Consider the following 18,186-nt stretch of genomic DNA (forward strand, 5'->3'; position numbering starts at 1 on the left):
TCGAAAGTTGGTGAGAAACTTCGCTACAGTGATCTCGCCTGTCCAGGCTTGCACACATCAAGGAACACTCTTATGAGCAAAAAAGTCGCATACGTCACCGGAGGCATGGGAGGCATTGGAACGGCCATTTGCCAGCGCCTTCACAAGGACGGTTTCACCGTCATCGCGGGCTGCGGCCCCACCAGGGACTACGCCAAGTGGCTCGGGGAACAGAAGGCCGAAGGCTTCGATTTCCACGCGTCGGTCGGCAACGTCGGCGATTGGCAGTCCACGGTCGAGGCCTTCACCAAAGCCAAGGCCGAGCACGGCAGCATCGACGTCCTGGTCAACAACGCGGGTATCACCCGCGACCGCATGTTCCTCAAGATGACCCCCGAGGACTGGAGTTCGGTGATCGAGACCAACCTCAACAGCATGTTCAACGTCACCAAGCAGGTGGTGGGCGACATGGTCGAAAAGGGCTGGGGCCGCATCATCAACATCAGTTCGGTCAATGGCGCCAAGGGCCAGGCCGGCCAGACCAACTACTCGGCTGCCAAGGCCGGCATGCACGGCTTCACGATGGCGCTGGCGCAGGAACTCGCCAACAAGGGCGTGACGGTCAATACCGTGAGCCCGGGCTACATCGGCACGGACATGGTCAAGGCGATCCGCCAGGAAGTGCTGGACAAGATCGTCGCCACCATCCCGGTCAAGCGCCTGGGCGAGCCGAGCGAGATCGCGTCGATCATCGCGTGGCTCGCGACCGATGAAGGCGGGTACTCCACGGGGGCCGACTTTTCGGTCAACGGCGGATTGCACATGCATTGAGGTCGACTCGCGCCGAAGCCTCGAAGAAGACCCGCCCCGGCGGGTTTTTCATTTTGGGCGGCATCATCTTTCGCGGCTAAAGTCACACCTGTTCCCGTCTCTCATTCATAACGGCCAACAGCAAGGAGACCCACAATGAGTCCAGCCGCACCGGCGAAAGCGAAGCCGCCGATCTACAAATCCCTCTATGCGCAGGTGATCACCGCCGTGATCATCGGCGTGCTCCTCGGGCACTTCTATCCCTCGGTGGGCGAAACGATGAAGCCGCTGGGCGATGCCTTCATCAAGCTCATCAAGATGATGATTGCGCCCATCATCTTCTGCACGGTCGTGCTCGGCATCGCCGGCATGGAAGACATGAAGAAGGTCGGCAAGACCGGTGGCCTCGCGCTCCTGTATTTCGAGATCGTGAGCAGCATCGCGCTCTTGGTCGGCCTGCTGTTGGTCAACTTGATCAAGCCCGGGGCGGGAATGAACGTCGATCCGGCGTCGCTCGACACGCGGGCGCTCGCGGCCTACACCGGCCCCGGCAAGATGGAAGGCACGGTCGACTTCCTGATGCACATCATTCCCAACACCGTGGTCGATGCGTTCGCCAAGGGCGAGATCCTTCAGGTGCTGCTGATCGCAGTGCTTTTCGGCTTCGCGCTGCACCGCTTCGGGGGCCGCGGCACCCTGGTATTTGACGTGATCGAGAAGGGCTCGCACGTGCTCTTCGTGATCATCGGCTACATCATGAAGCTGGCGCCCATCGGGGCCTTCGGCGCGATGGCCTTCACCATCGGCAAATACGGCATCGGCTCGTTGTTCCAGCTCGGCAAGCTGATGGGCACTTTCTATCTGACCTGCCTGCTGTTCATCTTCGTGGTGCTCGGCACGATCGCGCGCTTCCACGGCTTCAGCATCTGGAAGTTCATCAAGTACATCAAGGAAGAACTGCTGATCGTGCTCGGCACTTCGTCGTCCGAATCGGTGCTGCCGCGGATGATGGAGAAGATGGAGAACCTCGGCGCGAACAAGACGACCGTCGGCCTGGTGATCCCGACGGGGTATTCCTTCAATCTCGACGGCACTTCGATCTACCTCACGATGGCGGCGGTGTTCATCGCGCAGGCCACCAACACACCGATGACCCTCATGCAGGAGATCACCTTGCTGGCCGTCCTGCTGCTGACCTCGAAAGGAGCGGCCGGCGTCACCGGCAGCGGCTTCATCGTGCTGGCGGCCACGCTGTCGGCGGTTGGGCATGTGCCGGTAGCCGGGCTGGCGTTGATCCTGGGCATCGACCGCTTCATGTCCGAGGCGAGAGCGCTCACCAACCTGATCGGCAACGGCGTCGCGACCCTCGTGGTTGCCAAGTGGACGGACGAACTCGACATGGCGAGGCTGCAGGCCGGCCTGAACAACGAGACCTGGATCGAAGCACAGGAACCGGAAGAACTGGTCACAGCCCGTACGGGAAAGGTGGCTACTTGAGTCGGCCAGGGGCATCGTTCTTGCAGAATGCAAGGCGATGCCCCATAGCGTTTCACTGATCAATACCGTCGCGGCAGGCCTGGGCCTGGCGTTGCTGCTCGGCTTTCTGGCAGCGCGCTTGCGGCTGCCGGCCTTGGTGGGCTACTTGCTGGCGGGCGTGATCATCGGCCCGTTCACGCCCGGCTTCGTCGCCGATGCCGGCATCGCCGCGCAGCTCGCCGAGATCGGCGTCATGCTGCTCATGTTCGGTGTGGGCCTGCATTTCTCGCTCGACGACCTGCTCGCGGTTCGGAAGATCGCGCTGCCCGGCGCCCTGGTCCAGATGGCCGTGGCGACGTTGCTCGGCGGCACGCTGGCCACGTGGTGGGGCTGGAGTCCGGGTGGTGCGTTGGTGTTCGGCCTGGCGCTTTCGGTCGCCAGCACGGTGGTCCTGCTGCGCGCGCTCGAAAACCTCGGCTTCCTCGATTCGTTCACCGGCCGGATCGCTGTGGGGTGGCTGGTGGTGGAAGACCTCGCGATGGTGCTCGTGCTGGTGCTGCTGCCACCGCTGGCGGGCGCGATGGGCGGCGTGGATGCGGGCGCCCAGGAGTTGCCGATCTGGCAGACGCTGGGCCTCACGCTGCTGCAGGTCGGTGGATTCGTCGCGCTGATGCTGGTGGTGGGGCGAAGAGTCTTTCCTTGGCTCCTGTGGCAGGTCACCCGAACCGGCTCGCGCGAGTTGTTCACGCTCTGCGTGGTCGCGGCCGCGGTCGGCATCGCGTTTGCATCGGCTTCGCTGTTCGGCGTCTCGTTCGCGTTGGGCGCTTTCTTCGCGGGGATGGTGATGCGCGAGTCGGAGTTCAGCCACCGGGCGGCCCAGGAGTCGCTTCCGTTGCGGGATGCCTTTGCGGTGCTGTTCTTCGTCTCGGTCGGCATGCTGTTCGATCCGGCCGTGCTGATCGAGCGTCCTCTCCAGGTGCTCGCTGTAGTGCTGGTGATCGTGGTGGGCAAGTCGGTGGCGGCATGTGCGCTGGTGCTGCTGCTTCGTTATCCCCTGGGCACGGCGCTCACGGTGAGCGCGAGCCTGGCGCAGATCGGCGAGTTCTCATTCATTCTGGCTGCGCTGGGTGCACGACTGGGGCTCCTGCCGCCCGAGGGCCAGAGCCTGCTGCTCGCCGGCGCGCTGATCTCCATCGCGACCAATCCGCTGTGGTTCACCCTGATCGCGCCGCTGCAGAAATGGCTGCATGCCCATTCGTCCGTAGCGCGCGGGCTGGAAGCCCGCGATGACCCGTTGGCCGAGTTGCCGACGACTACGGCGGCGCGCTACTTGTCACGGCAGGTTGTGTTGGTCGGCTACGGGCGCGTGGGCCGGCGCATTGCCGCGGCGCTCGCGGCGCACGACGTTCCTTTCGTCGTGGCCGAGCAGAATCGCGAACTCGTCGAGAAGCTGCGTGACCAGGGCATTGCAGCCGTCTGGGGCGACGCCGCCGATCCGGGGGTGCTGATCCAGGCGCACATCGCGCGGGCACGTGTCCTGGTCGTGGCCACGGCCGACGCGATCAATGTGCGACAGATGATCGAAGCGGCGCGAACCCTCAATCCGGCCATCGAGACCGTGATCCGCAGCCACAACGAAGACGAGGCCAGTCTGCTCGTGAAGGAGGCCTCAGCCACTGTATTTATCGGCGAGCACGAGCTTGCCCAGGCGATGGCGCGGGAAGTGCTGTCGCATGCCGCGAGCGCCTGAGTTCTTCAGAGGTCTTCGATCACGAGCGTCCGGTAGCGCTGGGCGATCGAATAGGGCACTTCTCTCACAAGCACCATGAGTCGGTTCGCCGTGGCTTCGTCCTGGGTGCGGACGAGCAGCGCCGTGTGACCTTCGCGCGCCAGCTTGGTGTAGGCCCTCACCGTCGCGGCATCGGTGCCTGCGGAGGGGAGTGGACTGTCCGAGTCGTGCACCGTGGGCGTGATCTGTTCCAGGACGATGTGCGGCGGGATCAAATAGACCTCGTCGCCGCTGAAGCCGTTCTCGATGAGCTGGTGGCCGACCCGGCTTGCGTCGGCCGCGTCCGGAAACATCACCACTGAATGACCCCTGGGGTAGAACGCTCCGCCAACGGCCGCGGTCATGTGGGAGGTAAGGGTGAAATGCTTCATGTCTCCTCCTGAGGGTGGATGGACGAACAGTGAGCTTAGGCTGCGCAATGGTCAAGTGCTGTAGGGAAAGATTGGTGGCCGGGAGCAGTCCATCGAGGTTGTTGGGGTTTGCCAAAACTCATACTAATGGTCACATTTGTGACGTTTCGTGATATTGTGGTTAGGCTTTGTCGACCCGGTTGAATAGGATCACCGCTTACCTCGATACCCGCCGCTAACCCCATGTCGCAATTGCGAAATATCGCTCTGACCGTCCAGGAACTCGAAGAAGGCGAGTTCTATTGGGTGTTGATGGAGGCGACTGACAGCGCGGTGGAAGAGGCCTTCTCTTATCTGCCGATCGAAGCGGCGACCGACCCGTACGTCACCTACTCCAATGCCTTGGTCGCGGGCGTGGCGGCGATCCGAAAAATGTTTGGCAAGGACGGCCCGCGGACCTGACCGGGGCGGCCGTCGAATCTGGGGAAACCATGCGGAAACTGGGAGCGGCCATTGCTGCGGGCGTTGTGGTGCTGCTTGCCGCAGGCTGGTTCTACCGACCGATGACTTCGGCGGAATTCGCCGCGTGGGTGCAAACGCTCGGTGTGCTGGCGGCCATCCTCTGGGCGGTCCGGCTGCAGGTGACGGCATCGAAGCAGAGTCTGCGGCAGGCCGGGCAGGTCGCCGCCATTTTCGCGAGCCACATGCACTGGGTTTTCCGTGAGTTGAGCGATGCTTGCGGCAAGCGCAGCTGGGCCGACTACACCGTGCATCGGCGCATCCTGCAGGAGGTTCTCTCGCAAGGGCGCGAAGTGACCTTGCAAATGCTGGACGGGCGTTCGCTGGCCATGGTGAGCAGCCTGCGCACCATCGCCGTGGAAGCGCTCGAGATGACCGAAGGCCACACCGATGCCGGCAACTGGCCGCAATTGCATCAATATTTCGAGCGACGGTTGCCGAGCATCGCCGCGTGGTTATCTGCCACCGGCAACCCGCCGGAGAGCAGTGGTCCGACCGACTACGCGGGTCTGCGGACTTCCTTGGGGCAACTCGGCAATCACTGAGCGCTAACTGCTCAGCAACGCAAAGCTCGGTCGCAGGGCCGCATACAGCGCCTTGAAGCGTGCATGGCGGGCGGTCAGCATGCCGGCGTTGGATGGAGTCGGCGCAAAGCGCTGCCGTACCGGCGGGCGTGTGCAGACTTCAGCTTCAGAACCCCCATCCGCCAGCCAGGCCAGCCGCGCAGCACCCATCGCACCGCCGGCCTCCCCGCCTTCGCACACGGCGAGCGATACCTCGAGGATGTCGGCCAGCAACTGCGACCACCACGCGCTCCGCGCGCCGCCCCCGACAAGCACCAGATCGCCGGCCGGCTTCGCGAGGGTGTCCAGGCCATCCCGAAGGCCGAAGCTCACGCCTTCCACCACTGCATAGGCGACCTCGGCGGGTCCGTGCGCGTGCGTCAGGCCGAAGAGCACGCCTTGCGCGTGAGCATCGTTGTGCGGCGAGCGCTCGCCGGAGAGATAGGGGAGAAAGAAGGGCGCATGCCTGCGCGCATCGGCATTCAGCGTCGCAGCGGCTGCCAGAAGGGCGGCCTCGTTGCCCAGACCGAAACTGCGGGCGCCCCAGGTCATGGCGCTCGATGCCGACAACATGACCGACATCTGATGCCAGCGTCCCGGCAGGGCATGGCAGAAGGCGTGTACGGCGCGCGATGGATCGGGCGCGAATCGGTCCCCACACACGAAGATGACACCCGAGGTGCCCAGGGAGACGAAACCTTGGCCGGCCTCCACCAGGCCCATGCCCACCGCGCTGGCCGCGTTGTCGCCACCGCCGCCGGCGATCGGTATGCCCGCGGCGAGGCCCCATCGCGCGGCCAGTTCGGGCCTGAGTCGGCCGGCGATGGCGCTGCCTTCGACAAGGGCTGGCATGTGCTGGCGATCGAGCCCGCAGGCAGCGAGCAGTTCGTCCGACCAGTCACGTGCGGCCACATCGAGCCAGAGCGTGCCTGACGCGTCGGACATGTCGCTGGCGCGCGTGCCGCTCAGCATGAAGCGCAGCCAGTCCTTGGGCAGCAGCACGCAGTCGGTTCGCTTGAACAATTCTGGCTCGTGCTCGCGCATCCACAGCAGCTTGGGGGCAGTGAAGCCCGGCATCGCAAGATTGCCCGCGATGGCGGTGAGCCGTGGCACGCGCGCCATGAGGGCTTCGCACTGTGCGGCGCTGCGGCCATCGTTCCAGAGGATGGCGGGCCGCAGAACCTCGCCCACGGCGTCGATCGTCACGGCGCCGTGCATCTGGCCGGAAAGCCCGATGGCGCGGACAGCGGCCAGCGCGTCGGCATTGCTTCGATGCAGCGCCGCCAAGACCGTCTCGAGCGCTTCCCACCACTGCTTGGGCGCCTGCTCCGACCACAGTGGCGCCGGCCGGCTCACGGTCAGCGGCGCGCGGGCCAGCGCGACGATGCGATGGTCCGCGCCCAGCAGCAGCGCCTTCAACTCCGACGTGCCGAGGTCGAGTCCGAGGTACACGGCAGTTCCTTCACTTCAGGCAAGACTGCCGAAGCGGCTGTCGCTCTGGCGCCGGAACTCGGTCGGCGTCATGCCCTTGATTTCCAGGAAGCGCCGGTTGAAGTTCGCGACATTGTTGAAGCCCACCTGATAGCAGATGTCGGTCACGTAGTGGTCGGTCTGCATGAGCAGGTGGCAGGCGCTGTTGATCCGCACGCGGTTCACGAAATCGGTGAAGCTGTTGCCGGTGGAGCGCTTGAAGAATCGGCTGAATCGGCTTTCGCTCATGCCGAGCTCGTTGGCAATGTCGGCCATCACGATGGGCTCCGCTAGATTGGACGTGATGCGGTTGACGATGACGTTGATCTGGTCGACCTCGACATCACCTTCCACGCCCTGCATCTGCACATTGGAAAGCAGCCGGTAGTCCGTGCAATGGACGAGGTCGTCGAGGTATTCGAGGAAGCGCGAGAGGCGCTGCAGGCCATGTGCTGCTTTCACCGCATCCCAGTGGGCCAGGGCGCGGTCGGCAAGGCCGAAGAACTCGATGCCGTGCCGTGCGCGTTCCAGCAACTGGAGCGTCTCGCGCAGCTCCGGGATCTCCGCCGCCGCTCGCTCGATCGGATCGTGGCGGAACTGGATCACGAGATCCCGCCCGGCGACGCCGCCTTCGGGCGCATCGAGCGATATCCAGTTGTGCGGCAGCCGCGGCCCGCACAGCACGAGGTGGCCGGGCTGGAACGGGCCGATCCAGTCGCCCACGAAGGCGCGGCCGGACGTCTCGGTGATGAGGTGGAGCTCGTACTCTTCGTGGAAATGCCAGCGCACCAGCGGACTCGGGAAGCCGTGCGCAAGGCAACGCACGAGTCCGGTTTCTTCCGGCGCTTCGTAGCCCAGCGATGGCGAGCGCGTGATGTCGCGCTCGAGCTCGGGCTCTCGATGGCGGGGCAGATGACGTTGACGCGCCGATGTCATGGAACGGACCTTCTCATGAACCTCAGCTCATGACATTACCACCGTCGACGTTGAGCGTTTGCGCCGTGATGTAGCGGGCCTCGTCGCTCGCCAGGAATACGGCCGCGCAGGCGATGTCGTCCGGTCTTCCCATGCGCCCAAGAGGGACTTCGAGCCCGACCTGGCGTTTCTTCTCGCCCGGCTGGAGATCCTGGTATTTCGCAAAGAGCGAATCGACATGGGTCCACATCGGTGTGTCGACCACGCCCGGCGAAATCGCATTGACGCGAATGCCGTGCGGCGCCATGGCCAGCGCCGCGCTCTGCGTGTAGCTGATGACCGCCGCCTTGGTCGCGCAGTAGTGCGACACGAGCGCCTCGCCCCGCCGACCGGCCTGCGAGGCCATGTTGATCACCGAGCCGCCTTGCACGCCGGCGTCGACCATGTGCTGAAGCACGCGCTGCATCACGAAGAACATGCCCTTGACGTTGACGGCGAAGAGGCGGTCGAACGAAGCCTCGTCGCTTTGCAGCAGCGGCGCCATGTCGAAGAGCGCGGCATTGTTGACGAGCGTGTGGATCGGCCCGTGCGCTGCCTGTGCCGCATACAGCATGCCGCCCACGGAGGGCATGTCGGTCACGTCGACTTCCACGTAGGCCAGCGCTTTCGGGTGCTGTCGCCGAAGCAACGCCACGCCATCGGAAGGCTGCACCGATCGGTCGGCCAAGGTGCAGTTCGCGCCCTCGGCAAGACAGGCTTCGGCAATCGCCAGCCCGATGCCGCCACCGGCACCCGTGATCAGCACATGGCGTTGCGCGAGGCGACCTGTCATTTCCCGGCTCCCTGGATGAATGCTTGAACGCGTCCGTTTGCCTTGCGCATGGCTTCGACCAACCGCGCATCGCCCGCCGCATCGGCCCACAAGGTGCGGTCCGCGCACACAGCGGCGATTGGATCGGCCGCTTCGCAGATCGCGTGCGCCGCGGCTTCGTCCATGCCCTGGTCCTGGTAGACGTAGGGCAGTGTCTTCGCGTGCCAGCGTTGCAGGAACGCCAGGAAGAGGGCGGGCAGCATCGCAACGCTGTCGATGGACTCCCCGCGCCCCAGGCGCTCGCGCACCGTGGGTGCAATGAAGCCGGGGATCTTCGAGAAGCCGTCCATGGCCACGCGTTGGTTGGTGTCGCGGATCGCGGGATTGCCGAAGCGATCGAGCACCACGTCGCGGTACGCCGGCAGGTCGACCGGACTCGGTTTCCCGGGGGCGTTCAGGCAGGGGATGACATCGTCCGTCACGTAGTCAAATGCCATGCGCCGGATCGCCGCGTTGTGCGTGCCTTCGTGGATGTACTGCAGGCCCACCAGCGTTCCGGCCCAGGCGATGCAGCTATGGCTCGCGTTGAGGATGCGGATCTTCGCTTCTTCGTAGGGTGAGACCGAATCAACCAACTGCACGCCGACGCGTCCCCAATCGGGCCGCCCATTCACGAAGTCGTCTTCGATCACCCACTGAATGAAGCTTTCGCCGGTCACCGGCGCAGCGTCATCCCAGCCAGTGGCTTGCAGCACGCGCTGGCGCAATTCGGGTGGCGGTCGGGGCGTGATGCGGTCGACCATTGCGTTCGGGCAGCGCGTCTGCGTGCGCACCCATTCGAGCAGATCAGTTTCGCCGGCGCGCTCGATGAATTCCAGCAGTCCCTTGCGGAAGCGCTCGCCGTTGTGGCGGAGGTTGTCGCAATTGAGCAGCGTCACCGGGCCTGCGTTGGCGGCGCGGCGCGCACGCAGGATCGCGCAGACCGCGCCGTAGATGGTGGTTCCGGCCTGGCCTTTGCGCGCGCGTTCCAGGTCCGTCGCGAGATCGGCCGAAGCGAAATCGAGCCGGTCGTGCGGATCGAGGTAGTAGCCGGCCTCGGTCACGGTGAACGAGATCACACGCGTGCGCGTTTCAGCGCCACGCGCGACGACCTCGGCAAGGTCCGGGTCATAGGCCAGCACTTCGCGGATCGATGCGACGCGCTGGTAGCGGTACTCGCCGGCGGGCGATACCGTTTCGAGCGTGTACTGTCCGCCCTGCGCGCGCAGCGCGTTCTCGACATCGGCCATGTCGGACCGCAGGTTCGCGCCGACCAGTGACCAGCGCGTGTCGCCGGCGTCGATCAGCGCTTGCAGGTACACCGCCTGGTGCGCGCGATGAAATGAGCCGAGTCCGAGGTGGAGCACCACGAATTCGGACGAGATGGACTGAGTCATGGAGGCAACTCACGCAGCGACGGTGCGGCCTTCGCGGTTGAAGAAATGAAGTACCGAAGGGTCCAACTCCACGCTGACGGCATCGCCCGCCTGCAAGTCGGTGCGCTCGTTCTGCCGCGCCACCAGCGGCACACCGCCGACATCGATGTGGATCAATGTGTCGGCGCCGAGCGCTTCGATGAGCTCCACGCGAGCCGGCGCGCCAGTGCCATGACCGTTGTGATGCACGCGCAGGCCCTCCGGCCGCACGCCGAGAAAGCCATCCTGCGGCAGGCGTCCGCCTGTCAGCGCCGAGAAGCTCGGTATCGCCTTCGCCTCCACCATGTTCATCGACGGCATGCCGATGAACTGAGCGACAAATTGATTGGCGGGGCGGTCGTACAGCTCCATCGGCGTGCCGACCTGCTCGATCAGCCCGTCGCGCAGCACGACGACACGGTCGGCCAGCGTCATGGCCTCGACCTGGTCGTGCGTCACGTAGATGCTGGTCGCGCCGAGTGCGCGGTGCAACTTGTGGATTTCCACGCGCGTGTTGCCGCGCAGGGCTGCATCGAGATTGGAAAGCGGCTCGTCGAAGAGAAACACCTTGGGCGCCCGCACGATCGCGCGACCGATCGCGACCCGCTGCCGCTGTCCGCCCGAGAGCTCCTTTGGCGTTCGGTTCAGGTATTGCGTGAGGTTCAGCGTCTTCGCGGCGTATTCGACCTTCGTCTTGATCACGTCCTTGGCCGCCTTCGCGAGCTTGAGCGCGAAAGACATGTTGTCGTACACGCTCATGTGCGGATAGAGCGCGTAGCTCTGGAACACCATCGCGAGATCGCGCTTGCCCGATGGCGTGTGCGTGATGTCCTTGCCGTCGAGCAACAGCTTGCCGCTGGTGATCGATTCGAGTCCTGCGATCAGGCGCAGCAGCGTCGACTTGCCGCAGCCCGAGGGACCGACGAACACGATGAACTCGCCCTTGTCGATCTCGAGGTTCACGCCCTTGATGACATGCGTCTCACCGAAGCTCTTCTGGATGTTGTCGAGTTGGAGGTAGGCCATTTGAATTTCCTTGTTCCTTACTTGACGGCGCCGAAGGTCAGGCCTTGAACGAGCTGCTTTTGACTGAACCACCCGAACACCACGATGGGCGCGATCGCCATCACCGAAGCGGCGGAGAGCTTGGCCCAGAACAGGCCTTCGGGACTGGAATACTGCGAGATCAGCGTGGCCAGCGTGCCTGCCTTGGCCGACACGAGGTTCAGCGCCCAGAAGGCTTCGTTCCAGCTCAGCACCAGGCACAGCAGGCCCGTGGAGGCGAGCCCGCCGATCGACAGCGGGAGCACCACGTTCCGGAACTCGGTCCACAGATTGGCGCCGTCCATGCGCGCGGCTTCGAGGATCTCGGGCGGGATGTCCTTGTAGCTCGTGTAGAGCATCCACACCATGATCGGCAGGTTCGACAGCGTGAAGACGATGGTGAGCGCCGTGCGTGTGTCGAGCATGCCCGCGGTCTGCGCGATCACGTAGATCGGCACCAGTGCGCCCACGGCCGGCATCATCTTGGTGGAGAGCATCCACATGAGGATGTCGCGCGTGCGCTTCGTGCGGAAGAAGGCCATCGAATACGCAGCCGGTGCGGCAATCAGCAGGCCGATGATCGTCGAGCCGATGCTCGTGATGAGCGAGTTCTTCGCATAGAGCAGGTAGTCGCTGCGACGCTGCACTTCGGTGAAGTTCTCCAGCGTCGGCTCGAAGAAGAAGAGCGGCGGCACGTGGATGGCCTGCAACTCGGTCTTGAACGAAGTCAGCAGCAGCCAGCCCAGCGGGAAGAACAGCAGCAGCGTGAGCGCCCACGCGACGACGGAGCGAAGCACCAGGGGGAAGATGTTGTCGGTTTGCATGCTGCGGCCCTCAGTCGAGGTTCTTTCCGATGATGCGGATCAGGAAGGCCGCCACGATGTTGGCCAGCACCACCGCGAAGAGCGCACCCGCGGAAGCCACGCCGACGTCGAAGTTCATCAGTGACTGCTTGAAGATCAGGTAGGTGAGGTTGGTGCTCTCGTTGCCGGGTCCGCCGTTGGTCGTGACGGCAATCTCCGCGAACACGGAGAGCAGAAAGATCATCTCGATCATGATCACCACCGCCATCGGCCGGCCGAGGTGGGGCAGGGTGAGGTAACCGAAGCGCTGGAAGGCGGTGGCGCCGTCCATGCGCGCGGCCTCCATCTGCTCGCGGTCGAGCGATTGCAGGGATGTGATGAAGATCAGGCAGGCGAATGGAAGCCACTGCCAGGCCACCATGACGATGACCGAGAACAGCGGCACGTCCGTCAGCCAGTCGACCGGCTCCGCGCCGAACGTGCGCCACAGGTCCGCGAGCACGCCGTAGATCGGGTTCATCATCATGTGCTTCCACAGCAGCGCATTCACCGTGGGCATCACGAAGAAGGGCGAGATGAGCAGAACCCGCACGATGCCGCGCCCCGGAAAGGGCTCGTTCACCAGCAGGGCGAGCGCCACGCCCAGCACCACCGTGATGATGATCACGCTGCCGATCAGCACCAGCGTGTTCCACACCGCCGGCCAGAAGTCGGGGTCGGTGACGAAGTAGCTGAAGTTCGCCAGCCCATTGAACGTGCGCTCGCCGGGCTGCATCAGGTTGTAGTTGACGAACGAGAAGTAGATCGACATCAGCAGCGGCGCGAGCATCCAGAGGACGAGCGCAATCACGGCCGGCGCCATCAGCGTCCGGGGCAGAAGTCGGGTCATGGTGCGGACCGGCGGTTGTTCTTCTTGCCGTGCCGGGCTACTTGTAGTAACCGCCCTTTTTCATTTCCCGCTCGGCGGCGGTCTGCGATGTTTTCAGTGCCTGGTCGACAGTGACCTTCCCCGAGAGCGCCGCGCTCATCTGCTGGCCGACCGCGACGCCGATGGCCTGGAACTCCGGAATGGCCGCGTACTGCACGCCGACGTAGGGCGACTTGGGCAGCGTGCTGTCATTCGGGTTGGCCGTGTCGATCGCCTTCTTCTCGGCTTCGGCGAAGCGCGCCGCCTTGACGAACTCGGGCGATGCATAGGTCGACTTGCGCGTGCCGGTCGGCACCGAACCCCAGCCTTCTTCCTTGGCGACGAGCTTGATGTAGTCCTTGGACGTCGCCCACTTCACGAAGGTCTGTGCTGCATCGACCTTCTGCGAACTGGCCGGAATCGCCAGCGCCCAGGCCCACAGCCAGTTTGCGCCCTTGGGCGTCACCGCCACCGGAGCCTGCGCGAAGGCGACCTTGTCGGCCACCTGCGATTGCTTCGGATTGCTCACGAACGAAGCCGCGATGGTCGCGTCGACCCACATGCCGCACTTGCCTGCGTTGAAGAGCGCGAGGTTCTCGTTGAAGCTGTTGGCCGAGGCGCCGGGCGGGCCGTAGGCCTTCATCAGGTCGACGTAGAAGCTGATTGCGTCATGCCACGGCTTGGTGTCGATCTGCGGCTTCCAGCTCATGTCGAACCACTGGCCGCCGTTGGTGTTGACCATTGTCGTGAGGAGCGCCATGTTGTCGCCCCAGCCCGGCTTGCCGCGCAGGCAGATGCCGTAGACGCCGGCCTTCGGGTCGTGGATCTTGCCGGCCAGTTCCTTCACCTGTGTCCAGGTCGGCTGGTCGGGCATCTTGAAGCCCACCTTGTCGGCCAGGTCCTTGCGGTACATGAGCATCGAGCTCTCGCCGTAGAAGGGCGAGGCGTAAAGTTTGCCGTCCGCCGAGAGGCCGCTGCGCATCGCGGGCAGCAGGTCGTCGGCGTCATAGGCCGCGTCGGTCGCGATGGGCAGCAGCCAGCCCTTCTTGGCCCAGATCGGCGTCTCGTACATGCCGATCGTCATCACGTCGAACTGGCCGCCCTTGGTGGCGATGTCTGTCGTCACACGCTGGCGCAGCGTGCCTTCTTCCAGCGTGACCCACTTGAGCTTGATGTCCGGATGCGCCTGCTCGAAGAACTTGGTGAGCTTCTGCATCTCGATCATGTGGTCGTTGTTCACTGTCGCAATGACAAGTTCGGTCTCGGCGTGCGCGAAGCCTGCGCCTGCGATCGCGAGCACCAGGCCCGCCTTCAGAAAACGCTTCATGTTGTCTCCTTTGTTCGACGACAGGCGGTCGCCGTGTCCAAATTCTGGAGACTCTGGATTGCGGGTTTGGTACTTCTTCGGCCTCAGTCGATACTTAAATGCACCAGTTGATTGGTGACTTCCCTAGTTTGAGCAAGAAGGGATGTGCGAATCGATGGGCTTCGGTGCCGGTCAGGCGGCTTGCAGCGAAGGGGCGCGGTCGCCGAGACGGCTGCTCCATGCCGCGAGTGCCAATGCGCCGAGCGTGATGGCGGCGCCGGCCCAGGGGAGATCGGCCAATGGCGCGCCGGCGGCGAGCATGCCGCTGCCGATCCATGCGCCCGTTGCATTGCCGAGGTTGAAAGCGCCCTGGTTCAGCGTCGACGCCAGATTGGGCGCGGCGTTCGCGTGCTGGACGATCAACGTCTGCAGCAGCGGGACGAGCGCGAAGGACAGCGTGGTCCACACCAGCATCAGCATGACGGTCGATGATCTCATCGGCAATACGAAATGCAGGAGTGCCAGCACCACGGCGTTGAGGCCAAGCACCAGCAGCAACGAAGGCACGAGCCGCCGGTCGCCGAGGCGCCCGCCCACGGTGCTGCCGATCGTCAGCCCGACGCCCAACAGGAGCAGGATGGGCGCCACGGCCGCCTCCGAGAAACCGCTCACCTGCGTCAGCAGCGGTGCAATGTAGGTGAAGACGCAAAACAGGCTTGCCGATGTCAGCGCGCTCGTGGCGAGTGCCAGCAGGACCCGCCCGTCCGCCAGCACCGTGAATTCGCGCAGGATGTTGCCCTTCTGCATCTCGATGTGCCGAGGCAGCAACACGATCAGCGAAGCCACCGCGCTCATGGCGATCACGACAATGGCCGCGAAGGTCATTCGCCAGCCGTAGTGCTCGCCGATGATGCGGCCCAGCGGCACGCCCAGCACGTTGGCCAGCGTCAGGCCGGTGAACATGAGCGCGATGGCCTGGGACCGCTTGTTGGGCGCCACGAGCCCGGCCGCGACGACCGAGCCGATGCCGAAGAAAGTGCCGTGCGCGAGCGCGGTGATCACGCGGGCTGCCATCAGCAGTGCGTAGTTGGGGGCGAGCGCGCACAGGAGATTGCCCACGACGAAGAGCGAAGCCAGCGCAATGAGCGTCGCCTTGCGCGGCAGGCGCGCCGTCGCGACGGCAAAGACGGGTGCCCCGATGACGACACCCATCGCGTAGCCGGTGACGAGCAGGCCCGCTTGGGAAAGCGTCACGCCGAGATCGAGCGCCATGTCGGGCAACAGGCCCATGACGACGAATTCGCTGGTGCCGATCGCGAATGCTGCGGCAGCGAGCGCCAGCAGGGCAATGGGCATGCGCGACGAAGCGGCGGACGGCGTATCGGTGGGCTTGGTCATGAGATGGATAAGGGTTAACCCTGATTATCCCGGACCCCTGTGTCAAGTCGCCGGCAAAAAGGAATTCCGGCGGAACTCCGTGGCATAAAACAACAGTGCCACCACCGCGAATGCCGCACCCAGCAGGCTCAGGCCGTCCCATCCGTGGAAGGTGTAGATGGCCGCCGCCAAGCCCGAAGCCACCGCCGCGCACATGAAGATGAAGGTCAGGAAAAGCCCGTTCAGCCGCCCGCGCAATTCCGGCGCCAACACATAGAGGCTGCGCAGACTGAGTACGTTGCACAGCTGGACCGCACCGTCGAGCAGGACGCCCGCCGCAACCAGCCCTACCAGCGAGTGGAAATGCACCGAGACGGCGCCCAGGGTAAATGACAGGAGCGCCGCGCCGATCGCGATGCCGGTCGCCGGCCGTGAGAGGCCGCGGTCGGCCAGCCGGCCCGCCCAGGGTGCAGCGAGTGCGCCCGCCGCACCGGCCAATGCGAACAGCGCGATGCCGCCTTGGCCCATGTTGAATTCACGTGACAGCGCCAGCGGCACGGTGGTCCAGAACGCCTGGAAGCCGGCGAACATCATCCCCTGGTAGAAGGCCCGGCGGCGCAGCAGCGGCGTTCGCCAGACGATGCCCGGCAGCGAGGCCATCGTGCGCGCGTAGCCCATCGATGCGTGCGGGCGGCGCCGAGGCAGCGCGCGCCACATGACCACCGCCAGCGTGGCCATGAGCACAGCGGAAATCCCGAACACGGCGCGCCACCCGAAGGCTGCGGCGACCATGCTGGAGAAGGGACGCGCCAGCATGATGCCGGCCAGCAGTCCCGCCATGATGTTGCCCACGACCTTGCCGCGCGTTGCCTCCGGCACGAGGTGCGAGGCCAGCGGAACCAGAACCTGCGCAGCCACGGCGCAGGTTCCGACGAGAAACGACGCTGCGAGAAAGGTGGATGCCGACCCGGACAGGGTGATGCCGACCAGCCCGATGACAGCGCCGGCCATCGCGAAAGTGATCAGCCGACGGTTTTCGACCACGTCGGCCAGCGGCACCAGCAGAAGCAGTCCGGTGCCGTAGCCGAGTTGGGTCAGCGTCATGATCAGTCCGGCCAGCCCGGCGTGCAGTTGCAGTGTGGCGGCAATCGGCCCGATGAGCGGCTGCGCGAAGTAGATGTTGGCGACGCAGAGTCCGCATGCCACGGCGAACAGGATCGTCAGGCCGGTGGAAAGCCCGGTGGCTGCGGGCGCTTGGGTGTGAGGCAAGGGGAAGATCTCGCGGTGGGTTTAGGGGTTAACCCGAAAAGGCTTGGCACCTTAGCATTTCTCTCGTGGCCGTGCAGGCCGGCCGGCGTGGTGTCACCGCCCGACATACCGCGAACGGCGCATGGCCTGCCCGCCGGGAAGAGGCCAAACTGCCCGGTAACGGCCTTGCGCAAACCCCGGAAAGGAGCCCGCTGTGGCAAAGAACATCGTTTTTTGTGCCGACGGCACGTGGAACGGGCTCGGTCAGGGCGACGCCCAGGATCTCCAGGCCAGGGCGACCAACGTGCTGCGCCTCTTTGCGGCGCTGGCGGGGGACGTCACGCCGGATTCACTGCGAAAACAGGACGAGCAGGAAAAGGTCGCCGCAGGCCCGGACGCCAAGATCACGCAGATCGCGAAATACCTGCACGGCGTCGGCGATTCGCAGAACGCCATCCGGAAGATCCTCGGCGGCGTTTTCGGCGAGGGCTTCATCGAGCGCATTGTTCGCGGCTACACCTTCCTCTCCCGCAACTACGCGCCGGGCGATCGCATCTACCTCGCCGGCTTCAGCCGTGGCGCTTATACGGTCAGGGCGCTTGCCGGCATGGTCGCGAAGATGGGGTTGCTGCCGCAGGACGCGATGCAGGATGCCGGCGGCGACCATGACGCGGAGACCGCCTACAAGCTCGGCATCTTCGTCTGGAGCCGCTACCGCAAGGCCTTGGGAAAACAGAGCACCTTGCTCGGCTACCTCGAAGAGTTCAAGGCCGAGTCCATCGACCTGAGTCGGCTGGTGCAGGGTGTCGGCATGGAGGCTATCGGCGTCTGGGACACGGTGGGCGCCCTCGGCGTGCCGACCTACGGCCTGGACGATGCATCGAAAGTGGACATCTTCGAATTCGCGGACCGTGTGCTGTCGGCCAAGGTGAAGGCCGGCTTCCACGCGCTCGCGATCGACGAGCAGCGCGTCGACTTCGAGCCGACGCTGTGGGATGACAGGGACGGCATCCAGCAGCGGTGGTTCTGCGGCGCGCATGCCGACGTCGGCGGTGGCTATCCGACATGGGACCTGGCCACCTGCTCGCTCGACTGGATGATCTCGCACCTGCGCGATGCGGGCGTCGCCATCTCGCCGCAGTACAAGGTGACCGATGCCTTCGATTTCGGCCCGATCCATACGCCGTTCAAGGAGCCGCCTTTCGACCTGCGCCCGCACGCGCCGAGGCAGATCCCCAAGGACGCGCGATTTCATCCGAGCGTGCAGCTCTATCTCACGCAGTTCGCGGCTTATCAGCCGTCGTCCAGTCTGGGGCCGTGGCTCAACGGCCGGCAACTCGCCGCTGGGGTCGTGAAGATTTAGCG

At 64.7% G+C, this 18,186-nt stretch carries 17 protein-coding genes; 6 read left to right on the plus strand and 11 right to left on the minus strand.

Going from position 1 to position 18,186, the window contains the following annotated elements:
• Positions 1-72: 72 nt before the first annotated feature.
• The 3 genes from phbB (at position 73) to AC1DHL_RS08080 (ending at position 4,015) form a co-directional block, all read left to right on the plus strand.
• A complete protein-coding gene (phbB, locus tag AC1DHL_RS08070) occupies positions 73-810 on the plus strand; it encodes an acetoacetyl-CoA reductase (RefSeq protein ID WP_478096972.1) in 738 nt (245 codons plus the stop codon).
• 135 nt (positions 811-945) lie between these two features.
• A complete protein-coding gene (locus AC1DHL_RS08075; protein ID WP_478096970.1) occupies positions 946-2,286 on the plus strand; it encodes a dicarboxylate/amino acid:cation symporter in 1,341 nt (446 codons plus the stop codon).
• A 37-nt stretch (positions 2,287-2,323) separates the two neighbouring features.
• Complete coding sequence (locus tag AC1DHL_RS08080; protein ID WP_478161631.1) at positions 2,324-4,015, plus strand: cation:proton antiporter domain-containing protein; 1,692 nt, start codon at positions 2,324-2,326, stop codon at positions 4,013-4,015.
• A 5-nt stretch (positions 4,016-4,020) separates the two neighbouring features.
• Here AC1DHL_RS08080 and AC1DHL_RS08085 read toward each other — a convergent pair whose 3' ends face one another.
• Complete coding sequence (locus tag AC1DHL_RS08085; RefSeq protein WP_478161632.1) at positions 4,021-4,425, minus strand: hypothetical protein; 405 nt, start codon at positions 4,423-4,425, stop codon at positions 4,021-4,023.
• Positions 4,426-4,647: 222 nt separating this feature from the next.
• Between AC1DHL_RS08085 and AC1DHL_RS08090 the strand changes: the two genes are divergently transcribed.
• Complete coding sequence (locus tag AC1DHL_RS08090; RefSeq protein WP_478096964.1) at positions 4,648-4,866, plus strand: hypothetical protein; 219 nt, start codon at positions 4,648-4,650, stop codon at positions 4,864-4,866.
• 29 nt (positions 4,867-4,895) lie between these two features.
• Positions 4,896-5,468 (plus strand): hypothetical protein, encoded by a 573-nt coding sequence (locus tag AC1DHL_RS08095; protein WP_478096962.1) that lies wholly within the window; start codon positions 4,896-4,898, stop codon positions 5,466-5,468.
• A 3-nt stretch (positions 5,469-5,471) separates the two neighbouring features.
• On the opposite strand, the gene xylB is transcribed toward AC1DHL_RS08095, so the two are convergent.
• From xylB to AC1DHL_RS08145, 10 genes are all read right to left on the minus strand, one after another.
• Positions 5,472-6,938 carry a xylulokinase gene (xylB, locus tag AC1DHL_RS08100; protein ID WP_478161633.1) on the minus strand — a complete coding sequence of 489 codons (1,467 nt, stop codon included), beginning with the start codon at positions 6,936-6,938 and terminating at the stop codon, positions 5,472-5,474.
• 15 nt (positions 6,939-6,953) lie between these two features.
• Positions 6,954-7,892 carry an AraC family transcriptional regulator gene (locus AC1DHL_RS08105; RefSeq protein WP_478096958.1) on the minus strand — a complete coding sequence of 313 codons (939 nt, stop codon included), beginning with the start codon at positions 7,890-7,892 and terminating at the stop codon, positions 6,954-6,956.
• 22 nt (positions 7,893-7,914) lie between these two features.
• Entirely contained in the window at positions 7,915-8,703 is a 789-nt protein-coding gene (locus tag AC1DHL_RS08110; RefSeq protein WP_478161634.1) for an L-iditol 2-dehydrogenase, read from the minus strand.
• Complete coding sequence (dalD, locus tag AC1DHL_RS08115; RefSeq protein WP_478161635.1) at positions 8,700-10,118, minus strand: D-arabinitol 4-dehydrogenase; 1,419 nt, start codon at positions 10,116-10,118, stop codon at positions 8,700-8,702. The genes AC1DHL_RS08110 and dalD overlap by 4 nt, the downstream gene beginning before the upstream one ends.
• A 9-nt stretch (positions 10,119-10,127) precedes the next feature.
• Positions 10,128-11,162, minus strand: a complete 1,035-nt coding sequence (locus AC1DHL_RS08120) for an ABC transporter ATP-binding protein (protein WP_478161636.1) — start codon at positions 11,160-11,162, stop codon at positions 10,128-10,130.
• 17 nt (positions 11,163-11,179) lie between these two features.
• The gene (locus AC1DHL_RS08125) at positions 11,180-12,004 is read right to left on the minus strand and encodes a carbohydrate ABC transporter permease (protein ID WP_478161637.1); all 825 of its coding nucleotides are present in this window, start codon (positions 12,002-12,004) and stop codon (positions 11,180-11,182) included.
• A 10-nt stretch (positions 12,005-12,014) separates the two neighbouring features.
• Positions 12,015-12,872 carry a carbohydrate ABC transporter permease gene (locus AC1DHL_RS08130; protein ID WP_478161638.1) on the minus strand — a complete coding sequence of 286 codons (858 nt, stop codon included), beginning with the start codon at positions 12,870-12,872 and terminating at the stop codon, positions 12,015-12,017.
• Positions 12,873-12,909: 37 nt separating this feature from the next.
• Complete coding sequence (locus AC1DHL_RS08135; protein WP_478161639.1) at positions 12,910-14,217, minus strand: ABC transporter substrate-binding protein; 1,308 nt, start codon at positions 14,215-14,217, stop codon at positions 12,910-12,912.
• Between the two features lie 171 nt (positions 14,218-14,388).
• Entirely contained in the window at positions 14,389-15,552 is a 1,164-nt protein-coding gene (locus AC1DHL_RS08140) for an MFS transporter (protein WP_478097520.1), read from the minus strand.
• Between the two features lie 84 nt (positions 15,553-15,636).
• Positions 15,637-16,842 carry an MFS transporter gene (locus AC1DHL_RS08145; RefSeq protein ID WP_478161640.1) on the minus strand — a complete coding sequence of 402 codons (1,206 nt, stop codon included), beginning with the start codon at positions 16,840-16,842 and terminating at the stop codon, positions 15,637-15,639.
• Positions 16,843-17,035: 193 nt separating this feature from the next.
• Between AC1DHL_RS08145 and AC1DHL_RS08150 the strand changes: the two genes are divergently transcribed.
• Positions 17,036-18,184 (plus strand): DUF2235 domain-containing protein, encoded by a 1,149-nt coding sequence (locus tag AC1DHL_RS08150; protein ID WP_478161641.1) that lies wholly within the window; start codon positions 17,036-17,038, stop codon positions 18,182-18,184.
• Positions 18,185-18,186 lie beyond the last annotated feature (2 nt).

This window comes from Variovorax sp. 10L426 (assembly GCF_056395305.1).